Origin of the sequence: uncultured Rhodospira sp. (genome assembly GCF_937138205.1) — a bacterium.
Taxonomy (GTDB): Bacteria; Pseudomonadota; Alphaproteobacteria; order Rhodospirillales; family Rhodospirillaceae; genus Rhodospira.
This window is the reverse complement of the sequence record NZ_CAKZOT010000091.1, coordinates 47,421-71,167: the sequence shown is the minus strand read 5'-3', so window position 1 is coordinate 71,167 and position 23,747 is coordinate 47,421. Positions and strand designations below refer to the sequence as shown.

Genomic DNA, 23,747 nt, shown 5'->3' with positions numbered 1-23,747 from the left:
TCAGGTCCGCACCACCGGACGCGTGCTGTAGACGTGCAGTCCGCCCGGTTGATTGCTTTCGGTGTGCCGGCTGCTCGGCTGGCCGGCGTCCGGGCCGCCCGAGGCCGGCGACCGGGTGATGGCCCGCAGGACACGGCCGATGGTCGCGTCCCCGTTGGCGCCAAGGGCCAGATCCGTCAGGGAGACGAGACCCACCAGGCCGCCGCCCTCATCCACGACGCACAAGCGGCGCAACCCTTCGCGGGTCATGATGTCGGCCGCCTCGGCGATGGGCGCGCGGTCCGAGCAGGCGACGACGCGATTGGTCATGACGTCGGCCACCGCGTGCGTATCGGGATCCAGGCGGTGGGCGACCGCGCGGACCGTGATGTCGCGGTCGGTCACAATCCCCGCGACCGTCTCGCCATCGAGAACGACGTACAGGCCGACGTTGAACTCGGCCATCTGGAGGGCGACCTCGCGAATGCGGTTGTCGGCGTGCACGGTCTTGACCGACCGTGTCATGACCTCGCGGACCATGGTTTCGCTCCCGTCGGCGTCCGGGGTCTGGTCGTCGGCCGCCGTCAACCGGCGCATGGCCTCGCGGATGTCGGACAGCGGCGCCGAGTGGCCGCCGCCCATGTTCTCCTCGTCGGCCACCATCAACTCGATGGCGTCGTGTTCCCATTGGCGCAGCACGGCCAGCTTGTCGCGGTCCGACAACTCTGGGCGCTGCAACAGTTCCATCGGCGTGCATAGCCCGAGGTGATAGCGCAGCAACGGGGTCTCGGCGGTGGTGGGCTGCTCCGTGGGCATGATTGCGATCCCTACTGAACAGGTGGTTTGCTCTTCAAAAAACCAACGGCTCAGCCGGGCAAAGGTTCCAGCGCGGGGGATTGGTCACACGGCCTGGAACGGACCGGGGTCCGCGCGCGTTTTCTAGTCGACCGCCAGCGATCCGGCGGCGACCAGACAGGTCCGTGTCGGTGCGGCCGGCCCGCATGGGCCGCCCGCCCGGCGCGCGGCCGCCCCATCCCATCCGACCCCATCCCATCTGACGACGCGGAAGAGCGAAGGCACACCATGGAACAGTCTCTTGAAGTCGCCTTTCACGGCATGAGCTCCTCCGATGCCCTGGGGGCGTTCATTCACGAGGAAGCCGGCAAGCTCGACCGGTTCGGCAAGGACGTCATCAGCGCCCGGGTGTCGATCGAACGCGCCCAGCAGCACGGCGCGTCGGACGTGGACGAGGTGCACGTGGACGTGCATCTGCGCGGCCAGCACCTGTTCACCCGCGCCACGGTGGAGCACCGCCACCGCCACGAGTCCCATGGCGTCTACAACGCCGTCACCCGGGCGATGAACCAGATGGTGCGCCGCCTGGACAAGGAACTTGGCCGTCGCAACGACAAGCCCCTGTTGCAGGCGAGCGAGGGCGAGTCCACCGGCAGCGTGCGGCACCTGGACCGGACCCAGCGGCACGGCTTCATCGAACGCGCCGAGGGACCGGACCTGTTCTTCCACGAGGCCGTGCTGGAGGACGCGACGTTGGACGATATCACGGAAGGCGACGCGATCCATTTCGCGGTGGCCGAGGCGGAAGGTGCGTATGGCCCGCAGGCGCGGTTCGTGCGCCCGCTTGCCATCGGCCGGTAAGGCGCCGCACGCTGGTCCGCCCTCATCAACGCCGCGCCGGTCGCGCCGGTCCCCTCGCGGATAATCTCAAAGGTTTTCTGACAGCCCATGGTCAAACGAGTGGTGAAAATGGGCCGGGTCGCGGCGCGACGCCTCAGGCGCGGCATGGTCGACGCGCGCCGTCTGGCCCGTGTGGTTTGGTTCGGGCTCAGGCACTTTGTCCTCTCCCGCCTGTTCCGGCGTTTACGGCGGACGGCCCCGGCCGAGTTGACCCAGGCCTTGATGGCGGCCAAGGCGATCGAGCATCCGCCGCCCGTGCTCGCCGTCACCGGGCCGGACGAGATGGCGCGGGCCTGGGACCAGGGCTTCGCCGCCGTCAACGCGGCGTTGTACCTGAATCTGCAAAAGCCCGATCACCTTTCGGCCTGGCGCCATGCCCATCCGGCGCCGTCCTTCCCGGCGATCTATCTGTGGGATTCCGCCTTCATCGCCCAGATCTGGGCGTGGTGGGATCCCTCGGTGGCCGCCGACGTGCTCCGGTCCGTCGTTGACGGGCGCGACGGCGACCGCCTGCGCCACTTCATCGCCGATTTCGCGCGCTCACCCTTTACGCAGCCGCCGCTGATCGCCTGGAGCCTCGAGCGGCTGGCCCACAGCGCCACGCCGGAGGTCCACGACCCCTGGCTGGCGGCGATGTACGCGCCGCTCCGCGACTACAAGCGATGGCTCTACACGCATCGGCGGACGGCGGACGGACTGTTCGCCTGGGCCCATGCCTACGAGTCCGGCGTCGAGAACGCGCCCCGGTTCGGATCGCGCGACGAGCGAACGTTGCGGGACACGCGGCGCGTGGCGGCGCCCGACTTCTGTGCGTACATGGTGCTTAAGTGCGAGGCCCTGGCGGCGATGGCCCGGCGCCTCGGCCGGGAGGCCGACGCCACGACCCACGAGGCCGACGCGACGGCTCTGCGGGAGGCGGTCAACCGGACGCTGTGGGATGAGGACGAGGGCCTGTACTTCGACCGCGACACCGCCAGCGGCCGTTTCGTGCGCAGCCGCAGCATCGCCTCCCTGCTGCCCCTGTGGGCGGGCATTCCCGACGCGCGGCAAGCCGCGCGCCTGCACGCGCACATCGTCGACCCGGAATCCTTCAACACTCTGATCCCCCTGCCGTCGGTCGCCCTGTCGGACGCGGCGTTCGAAAAGGACATGTGGCGCGGCCCGGTGTGGCTGAACACGGCCTTTGCCGTGGTCGAGGGCCTGCACCGGTACGGCTACGTCGAGACGGCCGCCGAACTGGCGTTCCGGTTGTGCGACGGCGTCTACCGGACGGTCCGTCTGACCGGACACGTGCACGAGTTCTACGACCCGCAGCAACATGGCATCCAAACTCTTCACCGCAAGAAAGGGAACCTTTGGAAGCGCATGACGTTGGGAGGATTGCCGGTCGGCGATTTCGTCGGCTGGTCGGGTCTGGTCAACACCCTGGTCATTGAAACGCTGTTCGGCCTGCGGCGCCGGCCAGAGGGCCTGGCGATCACGCCACGGTTCCCGGCCCGCGCCGCCGGGCAGAGCTTCCGGCTCACCCTGCCACGCGAAGACCTGGAGGTCAGCGTGGACGTCTCCGAGGGCGGCGCGGTGTCCGGCCGCGCCACTGGTCCGTGGGGCGAGACACCGTTTGATCTCCGCTTCGGCCAGGACCTTCTGTTGGCGCCGTCCCAATAACATGCCCGAGAGGCTGCCCATGAAGCTGTGCGACATAACCCTCGCGTATAACGAAAGTAGCGGCGGTATCCGCACCTATATCGACGAGAAGCGTCGGTACCTGCGGGAGCACACCGAGCACGACCACCTGCTCATTATCCCGGGCGACCAGGACCGCACGCATCGCGACGGACGGCTGACCACGGTGCAGATCGAAAGCCCGCTGATGCCGGGGCAGGACACCTATCGCTATTTCATCCGGCCGCACAAAATCCGCGAGGTCCTGTTGGAGCATCGCCCGGAGGTCATCGAGCTGGGCAGCTACTATCTGGAGGCGTGGGGCGCCATCTCGGCCCGGAAAAAGCTGCGGGAGGAGGGGGCGGACTGTGTGATGGGCTGCTACTTCCATACGGACGTGGCGGAGGCCTATGTCGCCGCGCCGCTCCGGACGATGGCGCGCGACTGGCTGCCGGACGGGGACTCGGTGTGGGCGAGCCTGGGCGACCGGATTTCCGAGGTGGCGGCGGCCGGTATCGAGCGCTACATCGGCGCCGTGTTCGAAAACTGTGACTACGCCTTCGCACCGTCGGACGCGCAGGCGGCACGTCTCAAGGAGTACGGCGTCGAGGACGTTCAGGTGGTCCACCTCGGCGTCGACCTGGAGACGTTCCACCCACGCCAGCGCAACGACGAGACCCGCGCGTCGCTGGGGGCCGGCCCGGACAATCTGGTGCTGATCTTTGCCGGGCGCCTGTCGCAGGAAAAGCGGGTGCTGACCCTGCTCGAGACACTGGACCGTCTGCCGAAAGACCTCGGCGCCATTCTCTGCCTCGTGGGGCACGGGCCGTTGCGGGACGAGGTCGAGGCGCGGGCGCAAGACCGACCGGACCTGTGCCTGCTGCCGTTCCAGGCCGACAAGATGGATCTGGCGCGGCTGCTGGCCTCGGCGGACGTCTACGTCAGCGCCGGGCCGCATGAGACCTTCGGCCTGTCGGTCATCGAGGCGCAAGCCTGCGGGCTGCCGGTGGTCGGGGTCGAGGCCGGCGCCCTGTGCGACCGGGTGCCGCCGGACCTGGGCGCCCTGGGCGCGGTCGATGACGTGGCGGCCATGGCCGACAACATCGTGAGCGTCGCCGCCCAGCGGGAGGCCATGGGCCGCGCGGCGCGCCGCCACGTCGAGGACACCTTCAGTTGGACCCGAACCGTCCGGACGCTGCTCGACCGGTATACGAGTGCTGGATGACGGATCGGTTCGAAGGGGGCGCTGCCCCAACCATGGGTCCGGCCCGTCGTGCGTCGTGGCGAACGCGGATGACCGCGCACCGTCAAGCCTGGCGCCGCTCTGTTTTGCTGGACAACAGCCCCGCCTGGGACACTTGCACCATCGACGCCGGCCACCACCGGACACCCCGCCGGGGGGCGGCAAACTGTTCGACCGTTAGCGATCGCCCTGGTACCATTTCGTTTGTGGGCTTATCGGTGACCCTGTCCGAACACGGGCCGCTCTGATGGTCCATGACAGGATGCCACTCGGCACGGGAGTTGAGGGCGATGTCCTCGGAACCGGCTCTTGATGGCGTGTACGCTCGCCTGCTGCCGGCTTCGGCCGGCGAGACCGACTTCGCCGCCAGTGTACGGGCCATGACGGAGGCCTTCGGCGCCGCCGGCGGTGTCGCCTACGAGTGCGATCGGCGAACCGGCCGCATTGGACCCTGGGTGGGATTCGGCCTGGAGGCGGGCGAGCGCGAATACCAGGAGCGCATGATCCGGATCAATCCGCGCATCCGCCCGGCGATGCGCCATGCGCCGGGATTCCTGGTCCACGAGGCCATGTTCATCGACGAACGCACGATGAGCCGGCACGAGTTCTACGACTGGCTGAACCGGCGCCACGGCCTGCGGTATTTCATCGGCATGAGGGTGCATGACGAGGGCGAGCGCTCGCTCTTCGTGTCGGTGGAATTTGAACGCCGCCATGGACCGCCGACGCCGGGCGCCCTGTCGGCATTCGCCCGCCTGGGGCCGGCCTTCGGCAACGCCTGGCGGCTGGCCCGGCGGGTCCGACGCCCGGCGCCGGCGGCGGGGGCGACGCCCTGGACGCCGGATCACCTGCCCTGGGCCATCCTGGCCCTTGACCGCGCCGGGCGCGTCGTCGAGGCCAACCGGCAGGCGCGAGCGATGCTGGCCGACGGCGGCATCCTGACCCTGGAAGACGGCTGGCCGTGCCCCGTCGACGCACAATCGCGGGGGCCGTTCGCGAACGCCCTGCGCCGCGCCCTGCGGGGGGACAGCAGCGATGCCAGGCTTCGTCCCGCCATGGGGCGGGTGCCGCTTCTCGCCCAGGTGATTCCCACCGCAGCCGGCCGGACGCCCGCGTCGCCGGACATCGCCGCCGTGCTCTACCTGCGCGACCCCCGGGCGGTGCCGGCCGATCTCGGCCCGACACTGGCGCGGGTGTACGGGTTCACCGAGGCCGAATGCCGTCTCGCCCTTCTGCTGGCGCGCGGCGAGGCCCTGGGCGAGGCCGCCGCAACCCTTGGCACCTCCCGCAACACCGCCCGCAACCACCTGCAGGCGATGTTCGCCAAGACCGGAACCCGGCGGCAGACGGATCTGCTGCTCCATATTTCGAGTCTGCTGACTCCGGCCGGGGCCGGGTGATGGCGCGAATACCGGGCCGGAAACCGTCGCCTCCAAACCACGGTTGCGACGGGTTCGCCGATCGGTCAAGCGCAAATTCGCTGGCATGACGCAGTGGGGACCCAATACCCGCCGACGTATGGGTTGACGCGTTCGCCGGACCCTTTTTTTTGCCTTTTCCCGAGATGCCTCCGCCCCTTCCGGAGCGTTCGGGATGACATTTTCTTATCCCACATTCCGCAGTTTGGAGCCCAACTGCGGAATTGGGGATAAACGGGGGGAGTCCGATCCGCACTCGCTTCGCGGGCCGCGCTCCGGCCTATCGGAGCGCGCGAACTCGACTCCTCACCCATTCATGGGGAAGGCCGGGAGGGAGGGGGGGGTTCAGGCGCTCGGTGCCGACGTCGCGGATGTCATCCCCACGGCATCCAAAGATGACGCGCCTTGCTCCTCGACCCGCACCGTCCACGCCGCCTCCGGGGTCCAGTGGCCCCAGTGGCGGCTGGGGCCGCCGGTGACGGTCAGCGGCGGCAGTGGCTGGCGCGCCAGCGTGCCCGGGCCGTCGTGCAACACCGCCACCCCGTGCCACGGGCCGGGGTTGAGGCGCGGCGCCGGCAGGGCCAGGGTAATCGCCACGGTCTCGCCGGCCTCGGCGGCCACGGGCGCGTGCGCCAGGTCGCTGGCCAGCCCGGTCACCCGGGTGCCGTCCGGCGCATACAGCGGCACGCCCACGTTCAGCGCCCGCACCGGCGCCCGCAGCCGTGCGCGCAATCGCAGCACCAAAGGCGCGCCGAAGGGCACGGCCGACACCTCCGCCCCCTGCCCGTCCAGCCACGCCATGGCGAGCGGATCGACGCGGGCCTCGTCCCGGAACAGCGGCTTGAGGAACCCGGGCACGCCGTCGTCGCTGGCGGCGGCCTCCGGCGCGTCGCCCTCCGCCAGTCGGCGGTACAGCGCCAATCCCTCTTCGACACCGCCGTCGAACGCCACCCGCCCCCGGTCCAGCACCACGACCCGGCCGCAGAACCGCGCCACCTCCGGCAGGGCGTGCGACACCAGCACCACGGCCGCCCGCTCGCGCAGCGCCATCATGCGGGCCAGGCATTTCTGCCGGAACGGGAAGTCACCGACCGACAGGCCCTCGTCGATCAGCAGCAGGTCGGGGTCGCTGTGCACGGCGATGGCGAAGCCCAGGCGCAGCGCCATCCCGCTGGAATAGCCGCCCACCGGCCGGTCGAGCGCGGCTCCCAACCCACAGAAGTCGACGATGTGGGGTGTCGCGGCGGCCATCTCGGCCCGCGTGCGCCCCATCAGGGCGCCCACCAGGGGGATGGTCTCGCGGCCGGTCAGCGAGGGCGAGAACCCGGCGGTCAGGTCGATCATGGTCGCCAGCCGGCCCACGCGCGCCACCCGCCCGGCGTCCGGCGCCCATTGCCCGGCGGCCAGCCGCAGCAGGGTCGTCTTGCCGGCGCCGTTGAGGCCGACGACGCCGACCGCCTCGCCGCGCCGCACGGTCAGCGAGACGTCGTCCAAGGCCTTAACCACGCCCCGACCGAGGTCGAGGGCGGGCAGCGGACCCCGCCCCACCAGCGCCCGCCACACCTGCCGCGTCCAGGCGCGGCGGTCGGCGCGGGCGCCCGTGGCGAAGCGCTTGGTGACGTCCTCCAGGGTCAGAACGGTGTCACTCATGCCAGGGCATCGTGCAGGCGCGGTTTCAGCCGGACGAACCCGCGCAGGCCAAGGGTGAGGGCAGCGGCGCCGATCAGGCTCCAGGCCGCCACGGCGCCGGCCTGGGGCATCCCGCCGGTCAAGGCCAGCGCCCGCGCGGCGTCGGTGAACACCGCCAGCGGATTGAGCACCGTCGCCGCCCAGGCCCAGGCGGTCTCCGGCAGCGGAAACAAGACGAGACTGGGCAGCAGGGTCAGCCGCGCCGCCGTGGTGGCGCCCGCCGGCACGTCCGGCCACGGCGCCGCCCACAGGGCCAGGATCAGCCCGATCCCGCCGGCCAGAGCCAGCGCCGGCCCCAGAGCAGCCAGCGCCCAGGCGCTGCCCAGCGGATCGACGCCGCCGGCCGCGATGACCGCGAGAGGCCACAGAATCACCGTCCGCACGGCGGTCCGCCGGCCGGCGTCCAGCAGCCCGGCCAGCACCGCCGCCACCGGTGCGACGGTAGGCGCGCGGTACGTGCCCAGCCCGCGCGCGGGGGCCAGGGCGGCGTCCACCAGCAGGCTCCAGGTCCAGTATCCCAGCGCCGCGTAGGTCAGCGGCGAAATCGCCTCGGGGCGCGGCAGGGCGCCGCCGGCCACCAGCGGCAGGTACACCAGCAGCGGCCACAACGGCCCCAGGACCTCCCCCGCCGACCCCAGCCCCGCCCGCCGCGCGCGCGCCAACCGTTCTCGCCGCGACAGCGCGCGGGCGACGTTGATCGCGGAGGTGAGGACGGCCCTTGTCTCCGCAGCCCGCAGCGTCGCCGACTTCGCCTGCCGCGCGATCACCGCAACCCCTCTAATAGCCTAAGAATTTTTTCTTTGAGTTCTGGTAGGTCTGCTTGAATGGTGGTCCAGACGATATCCAGGTCCACGACAAAATACCCATGGGCTATTGCATTACGCATCTGATACGCGGCGGCCCACGGCACGTGCGGATGCTGTCCAGCAAATTCCGGAAACCGTGCTTCCACGCTGTGGCAAGCTTCGCCAACGATCTCGAGATTCCGGAGCACAGCGTCTTGCACCATTGCGCTGTCCAGGAAGCTCTCTTTGTCGACATCAGCCGTGTACATCTGAATGCGCGCGATGGCTTCCAGGATATGTCTCAGGAGTTCACCCAGCCGCGGCATATCGCGGCTCATATCGTGCGCGCCTCGGCCAGCACGGCGGCCCGGACGCGCTCCGGCAAGGCCTTTGGCGTCAGTACGTCAACGGGGACCCCAAGACGCAAGAAGAGCTCGTGGCGAATGGCCCCGATGTCCAACAGGGTCGTCTCCGGCGTGGGATCGACGAGAAGATCAAGGTCGCTGCCTTCGACGTCATTGCCATGCAGGGCGGAGCCAAACACACGCGGATTGCCCGCGCGGTGAGCCGCCACCACCTGGCGGATGGCCTTTCGGTGGGCCTGCAACGCTTCGGACGGACGCATGGCGGACCTCAATGCGCACGAGGAGTCCCGCACATGATCGAGACCGCAGAGACGATGTCAACCGGGCACCTCCCCATACCACGCCGCCGCGCGCACGATCTCGCGGCCGTCGGCCTCGGTGGCCAGGGAGGTGCGCACAAGGCCCCCCGCGCCGGCCGCACGGCGCACCGCCACGCGGTCGCCGGGCCGGCACTCGCCCCGGAAGCCGATCAGGAACTCGCGCGGGCAGAACGGTCCCGGCACGACGGCCCCGGTCTCGCCCAGACTCCAGGCGATCAGGTGCGTGTGGTTGACGTGGCCGTAGACGTCGATCTGCGCCGGATGCACCGGGTAGACGGCCGCCGGTCCATCCGCGCCGGCACCCCCGTCCGCCTCGGCCTCGGCGGGCAGCATGGCGGGCGTGGGCAGCAGGCGCGGACCGGGCTCCGGCAGGGTGTGCAACACGGTCTCCGGCCGAGCCATCGGCCGGCGCTTCGCCAAGTCGAACAGAGACCACACCGTGGCGACGGCGGCGACCACCCCGACGCCCTCGACGCTGATGCGATAGACCCGCAGCGCACCCCGGCGTTCCAGGCCGCATGGCCACGTCTCCACGGTCACGGTCTCGCCGAAGCGGGGATGGCGGTGCACCGCGAAGCGCGCGCGGTTCAGCACCCAGACCACGCCACGCGCCATGGTGTCCTCCAACCCCTGGCCGAAGCGGGTGGCGTTGACCGCGCCGGCCTCCTGGCACAGGTCGGCGAGCGCGTGCAGGCCCATGCGGCCGTCCGGCCCCGTCTCGCGCACACGCACGGGAAACGACAGGCGGCTGGCGATGGCGGACGGCTCGGCCCCGGCCACGGCGGACCAGTCGGGCGGCGGGGGACACTCAAGCACGAACCGGCGGCCCCCCGGTCCGGCGGGTCGGTCCTGCAAACACGGCGGCGATCATATCCCCGGTCCTCCGACCAGGTGGTCGCGCAGGTGGTCGGTGATGCGGGCTTCCATGGCGCGGTCGAAGTCGCCGATCAGGGTCTCGACCAGGGCGAACCACATCTCGTCGCGTTCGTTGGCCGTGGCGCTTTCCGCCAGGGTCTGGCTGCGCCAGACCTTGGCGGTGGCGGCGCCCAGGGCGATGCCGGTCAGCGCGTCCACCACCTCGACCGTCGCGTCAAGCTGGGCGTAGTAGCTTTCCGCCTGCTCGTTCTTCAACAGACCGCTCAGGCCGCGTTCCACGGTCAGCTTTTTCTCGACCACGCTGGCCTCGTGCACCGTGAAGCGCACCAGGGCGGCCTCGTCGCCGTTGGTCTGCAGCCGGTCCTCGGCCCACTGCCCGGCGGCGCGGTCGGGGGCCAGCGGCATCAGGTGCTCGACATGGGGCGGGCGATTGGGCCGGCTGTATTCCGAGCGGACCTCGACCCGCGCCGCCCGGAACAAGAACGGCGTCTTGTGCGAGAACCCGAGGGTGGGGAACTGGGGCCGGCGCGGCGGATCCGTGCACCCGGCCAGCGTCAGCGGGATTGCCCCCAGCACGGCCGCGCCGGCCGCGCCGCGCAACAGGCGGCGGCGCACCGGGTCGCGCGGACCGGATCCAGGCGTTTCGGGTTTGGCCGACGGATGACGCGCCATGGGGGTATCGCCGCTTGCTGTCGGCCCCGGCCGACTCCGGGACTACCCCGCGCCGGGGGCGCCCCGATCACTGGCCAGGGCATCAAGATCGTCGTCCTCAAAGGTATAGTGTGCGGCGCAGAATTGGCAAGACGCGGAGACCCGCCCGTCGTCCTGTTTCATCGCCTCCAGATCGGCGCGGGAAAAGCGGGACAGGGCAGCCTCAACCTTTCCGCGCGAACAGCGGCAGCCGAACCGCAGCGGCCGCGTCTCGCCCGGCACCAGCGCCTCGCCGTGGAACAGGCGATGAACGATGCGATCGGGCGTCAGGGTGGGGTCGAGCAGTTCGTCCGGCCCCAGCGTGCCCAGCAACACGCCGGCCGTCTCCCAGGCGTCCTCGGCGGCGGCGCCGTCGCGTCCACCAGCCTCGGGCGGCATCCGCTGCACCAGCAGGCAGCCGGCGCGCCACCCTTGCGCGGGATCGTGCCGCGCGGCGGCGAGCAGAACGGTGGGCAACTGTTCCGACTGATGGAAGTAATGCGCGACGCTGTCGGCCAGGGTCTCGCCCACCAGTTCGGTGATGCCCTGGTAGCGTTCCGTGCCCGGCCCCTGGTCGACGGTGAAGGCCACATGCCCTCGGCCGAGCAGCGCCGACAGGCCGATCGCCGCCGGATCGTTACCCGCCTCGGGGTGGGCGGCCAGCAGGGGGTCCAGCCGCTCCCGGTCCAGGCGGGCAACGGCGCGCACGTCGCCGGTGCTGGTGACGTCGGCCATCAGGGTGGGAATGGGACCGTCGCTGCTGGTCTGCAGGGTGAATACGCCCTCGTACTTCAAACCGGCGGCCAGGGCCGCCGCCAGCACGGTGGTCTGGCCGAGCAGCGCCTCGACCACCGGCGGCCAGTCGTGCCGTCCCAATAGGTCGTCGAGGGCCGCGCCCAGCCGCACCAGGCGGCCGCGCATCATGCCGCCAGCCAGGTGAAAACCGTACAGGCTGTCGTCCCAGGGGGTTTGCCCAGGTGTTTGTCGATCGCTCACGCCGTACTCCCACGTACCGAGGTGCGTTGGCCTCAGGACCGATCCGCGTCCGCGTCCGTGTCCCTTGTCTCGCCCGCGTCATCGGCGGGACCGACTCCGCTCCAGCGGGTCGGGCGGGGCGGCCCGACGTCCTCGTATTCGCCCTCGATCACCGGACCGGGACCGCCCTGAGGCGGACGGCCCGGCCCCGGCCCTCCTCCTGGGGCGGTCCCGAAGCCTCCCATCGTCTGCACGTGCAGATGGCCGGAGCGTTTCAGGCGCTCCAGCACGAAACCGCGAAACGGCGGCAGCAACAGCAGGAACCCCAGGGTGTCGGTCACGAACCCCGGCGTCAGCAGCAACGCGCCGCCCACCAGCAGACAGGCGCCGTCGAACACCTCGCGCACCGGCACCTCGCCCCGATCAAGGCTGGCCCGCGCCCGCCCGAGCGTGGACAGCCCCTGGGCACGCAACAGCAGCGTGCCGGCGATCGCCGTCAGGACCACCAGGACCAGCGTGGCACCGAGGCCGATAAGACCCCCCACCTGGATGAACACGGCGATTTCCAGCAGGGGGATGCCGATGAACGCGAGCAGCATGAGAAAGGGCATGGTGATGGCCTCTGACGCGGGTTCTAGGGGAATTGGGGGATTGGACGCACGCGATGCCGGGAAACGCCTTGCCCGCGCGCGCGCGCGCCCTTATCTAGCGGGCAGGCTGGGCGGACGATGATCCGCGAGGATCGAAACGCGGGCCGAGACGGCACCGGCTGGCATGACGCGGGTTGATCGGCGATGCCGGCTCCCTCACACTGGGGGGGTGGATATCCGGTTCAGCGGAACGCGCTGGGCGCGGCGATCCTTAACCGCCTGTCGTGTTTAGCCCACCGGGGCGGCCGAGGTCCAGGGGACGACCGCCACTGGGGACCCGACCATGGGACTCGGGTCCAGGCCGCCTTTTTTCGCGCGGGCGCGCGCACATCACGTTTCGACGGCGCGGCGATGCCGTCGGAACAAACGGCGAGTTTCGAGTGACCATGGGCGACGGTTTCCAGTTCATCGACATCATCTTCTTCGCCATGATCGCGGCCTTTCTGGTGCTGCGCCTGCGGAGTGTCCTGGGCAAGCGGACCGGCAACGAAAAGCCGCGACGCACGCCGTTCGACGCGCGGCCCGGGGAGGGCCGGTCGCGGGACGACAATGTCATCGACCTGCCGGGACGGCGCGCGCAGGACGACGACGCGGAGGAGTCCGACTCGGGCGCGTCGCCGTGGGCCGGCGGTCGCCGGTCCTCGGTGCCGGGGCTCGACGATGTTCTCGCCGCCGATCCGGGGTTTGATCCGGACGGGTTCCTGGGCGGCGCGCGTGGGGCGTTCGAGATGATCGTCGCCGCCTTCGCCAAAGGTGACAAGCAGGCCCTGCGCCCGTTGCTGTCCGACGACGTCTATGACGGCTTCGCCCGCGCCATCGACGAACGGGAGTCGGCCGGCGAGGTCATGGAGACCGAACTGCTGGGCCTGAAGAGCCTGACCCTGACCGAGGCCGCCATGGACGGCTCCGTGGCGAACGTGACGGTCGAGTTCGTCTCCGAGCAGGTCAACGTCGTGCGCGACCGCACCGGCGCCGTGGTGGACGGCGACCCCGAGCACACCGCCCGCGTGACCGACATCTGGACCTTCGCCCGTGACGTGACCTCGCGCGACCCCAACTGGACACTGGTGGCGACCCGCACGCCCGACGACGAATAACCAACCGGTCCCGGCCCATGCCCATGCGCAGGCTCCGCGTTCCGCCGTCGCTTCGGGCCTGGGGGCGCCGTCGCGCGCGGCGTTTGGCCGTGGCCGCCGAACGCGGGCTGCGGGCTTGGGAGCGGCGTCCCGCCGCCACGCGCCGCCACGCCAGCGTTGCCGTCGGGCTGGGGCTGATGGCCGTCCTGGGCCTGGTGGCCCTGTCCTGCGCGCCGCGCCGACCCGTTCCGCCGCCCGAGCCCATCTATACCCCCGTTTCCCTGCAGTCCGTGCCGGGATGGGCCGGCGACCGTCTGATCGAGGCCCGCCCGGCGCTGAGTCGCTCGTGCGCGCGGCTGGCCACCCTGCCGCCCGACCGGCCGATGGCCCCGCGCGGGTCGGCGGCCTTGCGGGCAGTGGCCGGATCGGTGGGCGACTGGCAGGCCGCCTGCCGCCGGCTCGACGGCGTTCCGGCCGATGATGCCGACGCCTTCCGCGCCGCGCTGGAGCGCGGCTTCCGCGCCTATGCCGTGACCAGCACCGATGCCTCGGCGCACGGCCTGTTCACCGGCTACTACGAGGCGCATATCCACGCCGCCCGCGCGCCCGATGCGCGGTACCGTTTCCCGGTGTACGGCCCACCCGACGACTTGTCGGTCGAGAACGGGCAGGGCCGCCACGCCGCCACTGGCGACCCCTACCACAGCCGCGCCGAGATCGAGGACGGCGCCTTGGAGGGCAAGGCCCCGGTGCTGTTCTGGGCCGACGATCCGGTCGACCTGCACATCCTGCATATCCAGGGGTCGGGACAGGTCACCCTGCCCGACGGCACCGGCACGCGCATCGGCTACGCCGCCAACAACGGTCGACCGTTCGTGGGGATCGGGCGGCTGGTGAGCGAACGCGGCCTGGCCGACGGCCGCTCGATGCCGGCCATCCGGGCGTGGCTGCGCGCCCATCCGGAGCAGGGCCGGGCGCTGATGCGCGAGAACGGCCGCTATATCTTTTTCCGCGAGATCACCGGCGCCGGACCGATCGGCGCCCTGGGGGTGCCGCTGACGCCGCTGCGCAGCCTAGCCGTGGACCCGGCGGTGCTGCCGCTGGGATCGCTGGTGTGGCTGTCCACCACCGACCCCGGCGGCCGGCCGCTGCGGCGGCTGATGGCGGCGCAGGACACCGGGTCGGCGATCAAGGGGATCAATCGCGGCGACGTGTTCTGGGGCGCCGGCGAGGCGGCCTTCCAGCAGGCCGGGCGCATGGCCAGCCCGGGGCGGACGTGGCTGCTGGTGCCGCGCGCGCCGGGCACCGATCCGCTGATGATGTAGGCTCCGGGCGAGGTGGCTTGAAGACCATATCGCGGCGCTGCGGGAGCGGGACGCGGCCCCGCCGTCTCATCGACGACGCAGAAATTGGGAATGTAGTGGACGCGGTGGTCCGGCCAGCCGCCGTCCAGGATGTGGCGGCGGTTACCGGGGATGATGGCGATCAGATGATCGAAGCCCCGGTAGTACTTCAGGTCGTAGTACCCGCCCAGGCGAGCGGCGCGGATCCACAGCCCGGCCGGCAGTTTCGACGCCGTCCTGCTGCAGGGCGACGGCCAGCGTGGAGAAAAAGGTCTCGGCGCCGCCGTGGGCGGCGCCGGCCATGATCTGGGTGAGATGCATGGGACCTGTCGTTGAAAGGGGCGCCGCCCCGGTCAGTTGATGGGCGTAATCAGCTCCCAGCGGTGGACGGCGTCCAGGCCGTCGAGCATGACCCCATCAAAGCCCAGGTCCATGACGGCGACGAAGAACTCGCCCAACTGGGCCTTCCAGGCCGGATCCCAGACCTCGGTGAAGTGGGCGCCCGGCCGCCCCCGCGCGGTGGCCGCCAGCCAGCGCGGCGTGCCCAGGGTCCATCCCGGTTCCCAGTAGTAGGCGTCACTGTGAGCGTATGCCACATCGAACGAGGCCAGCACCAGGCGGCGCGCGCCCAGCTTCTTGTGGCGCAACTGCCGGACATGATCCTCGCCCAGGGCGCGCGCGCCAAGCAGGAACGGGTCCAGCACCAGAATATCGTGGTTGGTCTCGCGCAGGGCACCGATCAGCAGGCTGACGTCGCCGAAGGCCGAGGCATCCTCCAGGACCAGGATGGACCGCGCCTGGTGGGGGTCGGTGATGTTCTCGGCGTTCTCGCCCCACGGCCGGCCCTCGGGCACGGTATCCAGGCGGCCCTCCGCGTCGGTGTCGGCATGGATCAGCACGCCGGCGGCGCGGGCGCGGCGGCGGGCCTCGGCCGCGATCGCGTCGTTGGCGCAGTGGTCGATGGACACGAGCACGACGTTCAGGTCGGCCAGGCGGGCGAGGTCCTCGTCGCTGACCGGCGGCTCGCCGCAGAACTGACCATCGATGACCACGCCGTCCACGGCGCCCAGGAACCCCGCGTCCGGTTCGCCGACACCGGCCGCCGGGTTGTCCGGATTGATGCCGGCCAGGCCGGCGTGGGCGGCGCGGGCGGCGTCCAGCATGGCCTCGCGGCGGTGGCGGAAGGCCAGCGGCGCGCCCCCCCGGGCCAGCACGGCGAAGCCGGGATCGCGGGCATGGGCGTAGCGGGACAGCTCCTGCACGATGGCGCGCAGTTCGGCCCGCACGTCGGGGATCAGGGGCTGGGGCAGGGACAGCAGCGGCTCGCCCGGATCCTCGCCCTTGTTGCGCTCCGCCTCGCGGGCCTCACGTTCCTGGCGCAGCAGGTCCAGCAGGCCGGGCCGGTCGCCCAGCGAGTCGTACAGGCCCTGGGGGTCCATGCCCTCCTGTTCCGGGGCCAGGCCGAGGTCGCGCAACTGCTCCATCAGGCGCTGGGTGCTCGGCGCCTCGGCCGTCGCGTCGGCGGCGGAGGCGGCGCGCGGCGCCGTCCCCGCCATCAAGGCCAGCGCCAGCAGGACAAGGGCATATCGTGCGAACAGACAGGTCATGCGGTCCACTCCGCCACACAGTCGGCAATGGCGAGACAGGACGTCAGGCCCGGGCTCTCGATGCCGTGCAGGGCCGTATAGCCGGGAACGCGCGTCTCGCGTGGGGACAATAGCACGAAATCGTGCGCGGGTGTGCCAGGCGCCTGCACCTTTGGGCGGATTCCCGCATAGGCGGGCGCCAGGGCGCCGTCGGGCAGGCCCGGCCAGTAGCGCCGGATGCCGTCGACGAACAGCGCGGCGCGGCCCGGGTCCACCGTGTAGTCGATGCGGTCGATCCACTCCACGTCCGGACCGAAGCGCCCCTGGCCGCCCAGGTCGCGGGTATAGTGCAGCCCCAGGCTGGCCGGCCCCGGCACCGGATAGATCAGGCGGCGGAACGGGGCCTTGCCGCTCAGGCTGAAATAGACCCCGCGCGCCAGATGCAGCGGCGGCACGGTCTCGGGTGGGACCCCCGCGATCGACAGGCCCACCGCGCGGGCGCCCAGGCCAGCGCAGTTGACCACCCCCCGCGCCCGCAGCCGCATGGGGGCGGCGCCGCCCACGTCCAGCTCCACCCCGCCGCCGTCGAGGGCGCGTCCGCCAACCACGGGACTGCGCAGCGCCAGCACCGTGCCCGCCGCCTCGGCGTCGCCCAGCAGCGACAACATCAGGGCATGGCTGTCCAGGATCCCCGTTTCGGGCGACTCCAGCGCGGCGACGCAGTCCAGCCCGCCCGGTTCCAGCGCCATGGCCTCGGCACCGGACAGCCAGGGCAGGTCCACGCCGGCCGCCGCCGCGCGGGCCTGAACGCCGCGCAGCGCCGCGATTTCCGGCGCGCCGCCAGCGCGGCTGGCGACGATCAGCTTGCCGCAGCGGTCGTGCGGCAGGCCGCGCTCGGCCAGATAGGCGTACAGCATCCGGCGGCCTTGCACGCACAGGCGCGCCTTCAGGCTGCCTTCGGGGTAGTACACGCCAGCGTGGATGACCTCGCTGTTGCGCGAGGAGGTTTCTGTGCCAAAGGCGTCGGCGGCCTCAAGAAGGATCACTTCGCGCCCCGCCAGCGCCAGCGCGCGCGCGACCGCCAAGCCGACCACCCCGGCCCCGATCACCACCCGCTCGACTGTCTCCGGTGTGCTCATGTGCGCTGTCTAGGTGCCTCGCCCGGTGGCGCCGCGCACCGGCGGCCTCGACCCGAACGCCGAGGACTATGCCAACGGACCGGCCGTGTGGCCACTCTATTCCTCCAGTCGGCCGAGCGCCTTGGCCAGAACCAGATAGACCTTGCCCAGGTCGGAACCGATGAACAGCGCCGTCAGGATGTCGGCCCGCGCGGTCTGGTGGGCCTGTTCCAGCAGGCTTTCGTAGTCGGTGACGAACTGGGTGACGTACCCGCGGAACTCGCGGTCGTTGTCGAACACCTCGCGCACGGCGCCGTGCTGCTTGACGGTCATGACGCGCGCCAGGTGGCGCAGAAAGACGCCGTGGTCGCCTTTCTGGTAACGCCGCCACAGTTCCTCGTCGCGTACCGGGTTGAAGATGCGGGCGATGTCCACGGCGACGCTTTCCAGGCGTTCGATCATGACGCTGGCCTGGTGCAGGAAGGTGCCGATCTGCGCCTGCTCCACCTCGGTCCGCAGCAGCCCGGCGCGCTGCTCGGCCTTGTCGGCGGCCTCCACCAGGATCTGTGCATGACGCAGGAACTCGGCGCCCAGCCGGCGCGTGGTGTCCGAGACCTTGTCGCCGGACAGGGCCAGGGTATCGGCCTCCTGGCGGATGCTGGCCACGGCGCGTTCCAGTACAGGCACCAAGTCGCGCGCCCGCTCGTCCGCCTCCTCCAGCGAGCCGCCCAGCAGCGTGGCGGCGCCGCGCACGGTCTCGGCGGCCTTTTCGGCGGCGGCCTGGATGCCGTCGGTGGACTGGCGCAGCCGGTTGCCGGCCACGGTCGCCTGTGACAGGCCGCGCCCGGTGATCTCCTCGAACTGGCGGGCGTGCTGGTCGAGCGCGCCGCCCAGGTCGGTCATGCGGGTCACGGAACGGCCGATGATCGTCTCCAGATGGTCCGAACGGTCGTCAAGCAGGCTGGCAACGCCGGTCAAGGCCACCGACGCCTGTTCGGAGCCGTCGTTCAGCACCCGCACCTTGCCCTCGATCACCTCGGCTGTCGCCGTCAGGCGTTCGTCGGCACCCGACGCGGCCCGGTCGACCGCCTCGACGCGCTCGGCCAGGGTCTGTTCCAGCCCCGCCAGGGCGCCGTGAACCTTGGCGACGAGGTCCTGCAGGGCCTGAGTCTCGGCGCGGACCGCCTCGGCAGCCGTGCGCGTATGGGCGACCGTGCGCGCCCCGGTGGATTCCAGCGTTTCGGCGTGCTGGACGAGATTGGTGCCCACGCTTTCGAGTTCCCGGTTGACCTGACCGGAGATGCCGGACAGGTCGGTCAGGCGCTGGCGCAGGGCCTCCACCGTCTCGCTGATACGGCCGGCGGCGGAATTCGCGGCGTCGCCCAGGTGGCGCGCGTGCTGGCTCAGGCCGCTTTGGACCAGGTCGAGTTGCTGGCCGATGAGCCGCGCCCCGTCGGCCAGGGCCTCGCCCTGGGCCGTGATCGCCTCGCGGATCGCCTCGGCCTGACGGCCGGCCTCGGTGGTATGCGCCTCCAGGCCCTCGGCCTGCTCCTTGACCGCCGCGCCGGCGTCGCGGGCGCGGCTTTCGGCGCGCTGCACGGCGGCGGTCAGGGCGCGCAGCATGTCGTCGAGGGTGCCGGCGGCGCGTTCCAGCGTGTTGGTGGCCGAGCGCGTGGCGGTTTCCGCCTCCTGCCCGCGCTGGGCCACCATCAGCGAGGCATCCGACAGCTTGCCGGTGGCCTCGTCGACGGCGGTGTTCATGCTCTGCACCCGGCGGGTGAAGAGGCCTTCCATCTCCTTCAGACGGGACATGGCCTGATCGGAGGCGCTCATCAGGGCATCGGTCTGGCGGCCGATGGTGCTTTCGATCACCTGGGTGCGGCTGAGCAGGCGTTCGCTGACCTGGTCGATCCCCTGCGAGCGCTGGGCCATGGCCTCCTGTGCGGCCTGGCTGGTCTTTTCCCAGCGCCCGCGCAGGTCCTCGACGTGCTGGTGTTGGCCGCCGATGTGCTGGTCCATCTCCTTCAGCAGGGTGGACATCTCCTCGCTGAGCGTGCGGCCCTCGCGGAGCGCGCGGGTCATGCCGTCGTTGACGGCGTGCAGGGAACTGCCATGCTCACGCGCCTGCTGGCCGACCAGGGTCAGGTCCTGCACATGCTTGCGCAGGCTTTCGTCCAGCGTCCGGGTCTGGGCCAACATCTTGTCGGTGGTCTCGCTCAGGGTCCCGGTCTGGCGTTCCAGCGTCTGGCCGGCATCGCGGGCGCGGCTGACGGCGCGCTCCGTGGCGTCCTCCAGGCCGTAGACCTGGCTTTCGGTGTCGCGGATGACCTGGGCGATATCCTCGCGGAACTTGTCGGCCAGCGAACTCAGTGCCACCACCTCGTTGCGCAGGCCGTCGCGCACCTGCCGGGCCTCGGCCAGGGCTTGGCGCGAGGAGTCGGTCAACAGCCGCGCCTGTTCGGTGAGTGACTGGGCGACCTCGTTCATCTGGCCGCGCGCCGTGTCGGTGGGGTAGGACAGCCGGCGCAACTGGTCGCGCAGGATCAGCGCCTCGCGGCCATAGCGGCCATCGCGCGAGAACACCGCCACCAGCGCCCAGGCCAGGGCCACGGGAATCAGCCCGCCGGCGGCGAAACCGGCGAACTCATGCGGCAGCAGCATGAACAGGTTGGTCCAGCCCACGCTCTGCTGGACGTAGAAGCCGAAGAAGGCGAGCCAGAACAGCGAGAACCCGGCGGCGATCCACGAGCGCCACTCGACGCTGTGCGGCAGGGTCAGCGGCGGATCCGGCGGCAGCGGCGGCAGGTCCATGGCCGCCGCGCCGTCGGCGTGGCGCGCGGCAGCCCGAGGCGCGGCGCCCTGATCCGCGTCGTCATCGTCGGCCGCCACCTCCGGCGCGGCCGGCCGGTCGTTGTCGGCAATCAGCCGTGGCGCCCGCGCGCGGCGTTTGGGGTCCGTGTCCGTCCGGATCGCATCGGCGCCCCGGAGGTCCTCGTCCGGATCGATTTCGCGGGTAGCCATGGCGACTCGCCCTTGCTGTCGAGAGACTCTCGATACAAGGTACTGCGGATGAGTCAAGATTCCAACAGGTTATTAGGGAATCTTGAGTCCCGAGTCAAAAAACGTCGCCTATCCTGCCCGCTCGCGGCCGCCGTCAGGTGCCCGCGACCACCCGGGTCGCCACGACCTTCTGGTAGAGCCCGCCGAAGTAGGTCTCCTTGCGCCAGGTGAACTGCCGGGCCAGGGCCGGCGGCGCGTAGGAGGCGATCTCGTTCTTGCTCAGGGCGATGGCAAACGGCTCCAGCAGGCGCCAGACCGCCAGCATGATCGGCCGCAACGGATGCGCCCAGTGCGGGCCGTGGTAGTCCACGAACACCGTCTTGCCGCCCGGCCGGGTGGCGTCCAGCAGGCTCTTGACGATGCGATGCTTGTAGTCCTCCGGCACCTCGTGCAGCAGGAAGAAACAGCACACGCCGTCGTAATCGCGGTCACGCGGTTCCGCCGCGTCGGCCAGGCCGATGCGGGCGGTGGGATGGTCGGCCAGCTTCTTGCGGCAGGTCTCGATCTGGTTGGTGGCCACGTCGGTCACGTGCAGGGTGCCGCTCGGCCCCAGGACCTCGGCGAGCTTCCGCGAGAACGTGCCGTACACACAGGCCGGCTGCAACACGGTCTGGCCCGGCTTGAACTCCGAGAAGCCGGCCCGCATCAGCCGGTTCATGTTGCCCCACAGGATCGCCGACACGACCAGCGAGGTGTCGAGGAAGCGACTGTAGGCGGGCGTGAGGTACGCCCAGGTGTAGACCCGGCTCAGGTACTCCGGAATGGCGGGGACCGGAACCGGGGCCGGACGATTGGCATCGACGGGCATCGGGCGCGAGGCCGGCACGATTGTCGGGTCGTCCGGCAGGGGACCGCGCGGGAACTCGGGCGCGACCGCTTGGGGTTTGTTCATGGACCTGTCCTAAAGAGTGTTGACGCACACGAAACGAGACGACAAGGACCGGAGCCGGCCCGAGAGACGTCGGGCGGACCGGGGAGGAGCACACGGGGCGTAAACGGTGTTCGCGCCACGATGATGAATGATGGACCGCTCACCGTTTCCCCTCGCTTAACCGGCGGCGGTTGTCGGTCACGGACGGCGCCGTCGACGGGGACGCGGACCCGCCAGCGGGGGCGCCCGAAGGTGGTGGCTCGACCTCGCCGCGGGCAACGGCGCGGGCTCGGGCCTCGAAATTCGACACCAGACGCGGCGCCATCTCTCCGTACGTGGCCTGAAGAAGCTTCTGAAGGATCCGGCTGCGGACTTCAACCACAAGGTCAAGGCTCACCCGGCATTGCCCGGGGCCGACCTCCTCGAAGGTCCACACCATGCGCAGGTCGCGCATGGGGCCGTCGCGGGCGGTAACGACGATGCGGTCCGGGGGCGTGACCGCCGTGGTCGACGTGAAATCGAGCGTGGCCGGACCGATGCCGAGGCTCTGCCGGGTTCGGTATCCGTCGGCGGTGCGGTCGATGATCCGGGCCGTCTTCCACAGCGGCAGGAACGAGGGGTAGGCCTCCACATCCGCGACCAGATCGAACACCCGGTCCCGTTCATGCGGGACGACCCGCTGCACGGACTGTCTCATACGCTTGCTCCAAGGCGCCGCGCGGCGAGCCTCCAATGCCGGCGCGGCCGGGCCGCATGATGCCTGTTCGCAGTCGCACGGTAAACCGCCGCTTCATCGGAAATTCATGATTTTGTGGGACCCATAGGCCGAATTGCCACACGCGGGACCGTCGGATCGCCCCCGACGATCCACCGAACAGGCGCCGTGGAACCAAACATTAGGGCCGAAACCGGGCCCATCACCGGAGACGAGTCGTCGATGCCATGGCACGGACGATCCGGAGCGCGATGGGGTTTGTCGCGCCGACCCGGGCGAATCATCACGGTCCTGGTCTGCCCGCTGGACGGCGTCAACGGGGCCGACGGCGGGCTGGCCGCCAACGCCGTCTGGCACGCCGTGCGCCGGCGCGAGGGCCTGCGCGCCCGCCTGCTGCCCGGCAGCCCCACCGCCACCCTGCGGCGCGATGGCGGGCTTGTGTCCCTGCTGTCCCGCACGCAGTCCGTGGGGCGGGCCTGGTTGACCGAGTACGGCGCCGACGCGCTGATCTGGGGCCAGCGGGCCGGTGACGTCCTGCGGCTGTCCGTGGTCGGGGCGCGCCCGCGCCGCACGGCCGAGGACCCCCTGGGCCTGCATCCGTGGTCGACGATCCAGGTGACCATGCCCCTGTCGGAAGGCGCGGCCCACCTGCTGCACACCCTGGTCCTGGCGGCGGTCACGCCGTCCGCCGCCATGCCGGAGCGGCGCCGCGCCGACCACCGGCGGGCGCTGGCGCGCGCCCTTGTCCGGGCCGAGGCGCTGCTGCTGGAAGAGCGGGCGCCGGCCGGCGAGATGCTGCAGGGGTACCGTCTGGCGCTGGGGTTGGCGCAACGCGCGCACGGGCTGCTGAGCGGCGATCCGGTACGCCTGGCACGGGCGGTGAGGCTGATGGAGACCGGACTCGACGCGCTGGCGGCGACCTGGCCGCGCGACCTGATCGCCCTGGCGAGGGTCGACTGGGCGGACGCGGTCCTGGCCCTGCCCGAGCACCCCGAGAGCCGGCCGGCCACGCTGGGGGCGGCACGGCTCGACGCCGTGGTGGCGGCCTATCGGGCCGCCGCCGCGCGGCTGTCTCCCTACACCATGCCGGACACCTATTGCGCCGTCCATGTCACCCTGGCCCGGGCGTTGTGGCGCGTGGCGCGCCGCGACGGCGACGCGGGCGCGCTGGACGCCGCCCTGTCGGCCCTGACGGCGGTCGCCTGGGTGTGGTCGCCGGAGACCGAACCGGCGCGGCGGGGCGTGCTGATGGAGGCCATGAAGGCCGTGCTGCGGGACCGGACGGCGCGACCCGGCGGCGGCGCCGGAGCGATCCGCGCCGTGCTGGAGGTGGTGCCGCCGCACGAGGACAGCGAGGCGTGGGCGTGGGCGCGGGCCGCCCTGGGGGCGGCGCTGCTGACCGCCGATCCCGCCCCGCCGGACAGCGAATCCGAGGCCGTCGAGGCCCTGCGCGAGGCGCTGGGGGTGTTCGAGTCGGTCGGCCCCCCCGGGGCCGCCGACCGCGTGCGCGACCTGCTGCACCAGGCCTATGACGCCCAGGCGCGACGTCTGGCGGCGGACGACCTGTCGGGCCGCGTGGTCGCCTTCCAGCGCCTGCGGGCGTAGGGCGCCGACGTGTGAATCGCCCCGGG

The 23,747-nt window shown here is 71.1% G+C and carries 21 protein-coding genes; 7 read left to right on the top strand and 14 right to left on the bottom strand.

The features are described 5' to 3' along the window. A complete protein-coding gene (locus Q0309_RS13465; RefSeq protein WP_299441979.1) occupies positions 1-795 on the bottom strand; it encodes a CBS domain-containing protein in 795 nt (264 codons plus the stop codon). Between the two features lie 267 nt (positions 796-1,062). On the opposite strand from Q0309_RS13465, the gene Q0309_RS13460 reads away from it, so the two are divergent. From Q0309_RS13460 to Q0309_RS13445, 4 genes are all read left to right on the top strand, one after another. Then, positions 1,063-1,635 (top strand): HPF/RaiA family ribosome-associated protein, encoded by a 573-nt coding sequence (locus Q0309_RS13460; protein WP_299441976.1) that lies wholly within the window; start codon positions 1,063-1,065, stop codon positions 1,633-1,635. Positions 1,636-1,743: 108 nt separating this feature from the next. Beyond that, positions 1,744-3,339, top strand: a complete 1,596-nt coding sequence (locus Q0309_RS13455; protein ID WP_299441973.1) for a trehalase family glycosidase — start codon at positions 1,744-1,746, stop codon at positions 3,337-3,339. A 19-nt stretch (positions 3,340-3,358) separates the two neighbouring features. Then, a complete protein-coding gene (locus Q0309_RS13450) occupies positions 3,359-4,561 on the top strand; it encodes a glycosyltransferase (RefSeq protein WP_299441970.1) in 1,203 nt (400 codons plus the stop codon). 308 nt (positions 4,562-4,869) lie between these two features. Then, positions 4,870-5,979: a hypothetical protein gene (locus Q0309_RS13445; protein ID WP_299441967.1), complete on the top strand. Its 1,110-nt coding sequence runs from the start codon at positions 4,870-4,872 to the stop codon at positions 5,977-5,979. Positions 5,980-6,342: 363 nt separating this feature from the next. On the opposite strand, the gene Q0309_RS13440 is transcribed toward Q0309_RS13445, so the two are convergent. The 8 genes from Q0309_RS13440 to Q0309_RS13405 are packed head-to-tail and all read right to left on the bottom strand — an operon-like array spanning position 6,343 to position 12,308. After that, positions 6,343-7,647: an ABC transporter ATP-binding protein gene (locus tag Q0309_RS13440; protein WP_299441964.1), complete on the bottom strand. Its 1,305-nt coding sequence runs from the start codon at positions 7,645-7,647 to the stop codon at positions 6,343-6,345. Further along, positions 7,644-8,453: a hypothetical protein gene (locus Q0309_RS13435; protein WP_299441961.1), complete on the bottom strand. Its 810-nt coding sequence runs from the start codon at positions 8,451-8,453 to the stop codon at positions 7,644-7,646. Before Q0309_RS13435 ends, Q0309_RS13440 begins: the two co-directional genes overlap by 4 nt. Further along, the gene (locus tag Q0309_RS13430) at positions 8,450-8,809 is read right to left on the bottom strand and encodes a DUF86 domain-containing protein (protein WP_299441958.1); all 360 of its coding nucleotides are present in this window, start codon (positions 8,807-8,809) and stop codon (positions 8,450-8,452) included. Before Q0309_RS13430 ends, Q0309_RS13435 begins: the two co-directional genes overlap by 4 nt. Beyond that, complete coding sequence (locus tag Q0309_RS13425) at positions 8,806-9,096, bottom strand: nucleotidyltransferase family protein (RefSeq protein WP_299441955.1); 291 nt, start codon at positions 9,094-9,096, stop codon at positions 8,806-8,808. The genes Q0309_RS13430 and Q0309_RS13425 overlap by 4 nt, the downstream gene beginning before the upstream one ends. Before the next feature lie 57 nt (positions 9,097-9,153). Beyond that, on the bottom strand, positions 9,154-9,972 hold the full coding sequence (locus Q0309_RS13420) for an acyl-ACP thioesterase domain-containing protein (protein WP_299441952.1): 819 nt from the start codon (positions 9,970-9,972) through the stop codon (positions 9,154-9,156). Positions 9,973-10,023: 51 nt separating this feature from the next. Then, positions 10,024-10,704 carry a hypothetical protein gene (locus tag Q0309_RS13415; RefSeq protein ID WP_299441949.1) on the bottom strand — a complete coding sequence of 227 codons (681 nt, stop codon included), beginning with the start codon at positions 10,702-10,704 and terminating at the stop codon, positions 10,024-10,026. A gap of 42 nt (positions 10,705-10,746) precedes the next feature. Continuing rightward, a complete protein-coding gene (locus tag Q0309_RS13410; RefSeq protein ID WP_299441946.1) occupies positions 10,747-11,718 on the bottom strand; it encodes an Hsp33 family molecular chaperone HslO in 972 nt (323 codons plus the stop codon). Between the two features lie 32 nt (positions 11,719-11,750). Beyond that, complete coding sequence (locus tag Q0309_RS13405; RefSeq protein WP_299441943.1) at positions 11,751-12,308, bottom strand: FxsA family protein; 558 nt, start codon at positions 12,306-12,308, stop codon at positions 11,751-11,753. Positions 12,309-12,733: 425 nt separating this feature from the next. Here Q0309_RS13405 and Q0309_RS13400 point away from each other — a divergent pair, with 425 nt between their 5' ends. After that, positions 12,734-13,444, top strand: coding sequence for a Tim44/TimA family putative adaptor protein (locus tag Q0309_RS13400; protein ID WP_299441940.1), 711 nt, complete (start codon positions 12,734-12,736; stop codon positions 13,442-13,444). A gap of 89 nt (positions 13,445-13,533) precedes the next feature. Further along, positions 13,534-14,748 (top strand): MltA domain-containing protein, encoded by a 1,215-nt coding sequence (locus tag Q0309_RS13395; RefSeq protein ID WP_299441936.1) that lies wholly within the window; start codon positions 13,534-13,536, stop codon positions 14,746-14,748. A 371-nt stretch (positions 14,749-15,119) separates the two neighbouring features. Here Q0309_RS13395 and Q0309_RS13390 read toward each other — a convergent pair whose 3' ends face one another. From Q0309_RS13390 to Q0309_RS13370, 5 genes are all read right to left on the bottom strand, one after another. Beyond that, the gene (locus tag Q0309_RS13390; RefSeq protein WP_299441933.1) at positions 15,120-16,373 is read right to left on the bottom strand and encodes a hypothetical protein; all 1,254 of its coding nucleotides are present in this window, start codon (positions 16,371-16,373) and stop codon (positions 15,120-15,122) included. Continuing rightward, the gene (locus tag Q0309_RS13385) at positions 16,370-17,491 is read right to left on the bottom strand and encodes an NAD(P)/FAD-dependent oxidoreductase (protein ID WP_299441930.1); all 1,122 of its coding nucleotides are present in this window, start codon (positions 17,489-17,491) and stop codon (positions 16,370-16,372) included. Before Q0309_RS13385 ends, Q0309_RS13390 begins: the two co-directional genes overlap by 4 nt. A 96-nt stretch (positions 17,492-17,587) precedes the next feature. Next, entirely contained in the window at positions 17,588-20,491 is a 2,904-nt protein-coding gene (locus tag Q0309_RS13380; RefSeq protein ID WP_299441927.1) for a hypothetical protein, read from the bottom strand. 133 nt (positions 20,492-20,624) lie between these two features. After that, on the bottom strand, positions 20,625-21,422 hold the full coding sequence (gene rquA / locus Q0309_RS13375; RefSeq protein WP_299441924.1) for a rhodoquinone biosynthesis methyltransferase RquA: 798 nt from the start codon (positions 21,420-21,422) through the stop codon (positions 20,625-20,627). 139 nt (positions 21,423-21,561) lie between these two features. Then, positions 21,562-22,098 carry a type II toxin-antitoxin system RatA family toxin gene (locus Q0309_RS13370; protein WP_299441921.1) on the bottom strand — a complete coding sequence of 179 codons (537 nt, stop codon included), beginning with the start codon at positions 22,096-22,098 and terminating at the stop codon, positions 21,562-21,564. A 276-nt stretch (positions 22,099-22,374) separates the two neighbouring features. Here Q0309_RS13370 and Q0309_RS13365 point away from each other — a divergent pair, with 276 nt between their 5' ends. Next, positions 22,375-23,721 carry a hypothetical protein gene (locus tag Q0309_RS13365; protein ID WP_299441918.1) on the top strand — a complete coding sequence of 449 codons (1,347 nt, stop codon included), beginning with the start codon at positions 22,375-22,377 and terminating at the stop codon, positions 23,719-23,721. The last annotated feature ends 26 nt before the right edge of the window (positions 23,722-23,747 follow it).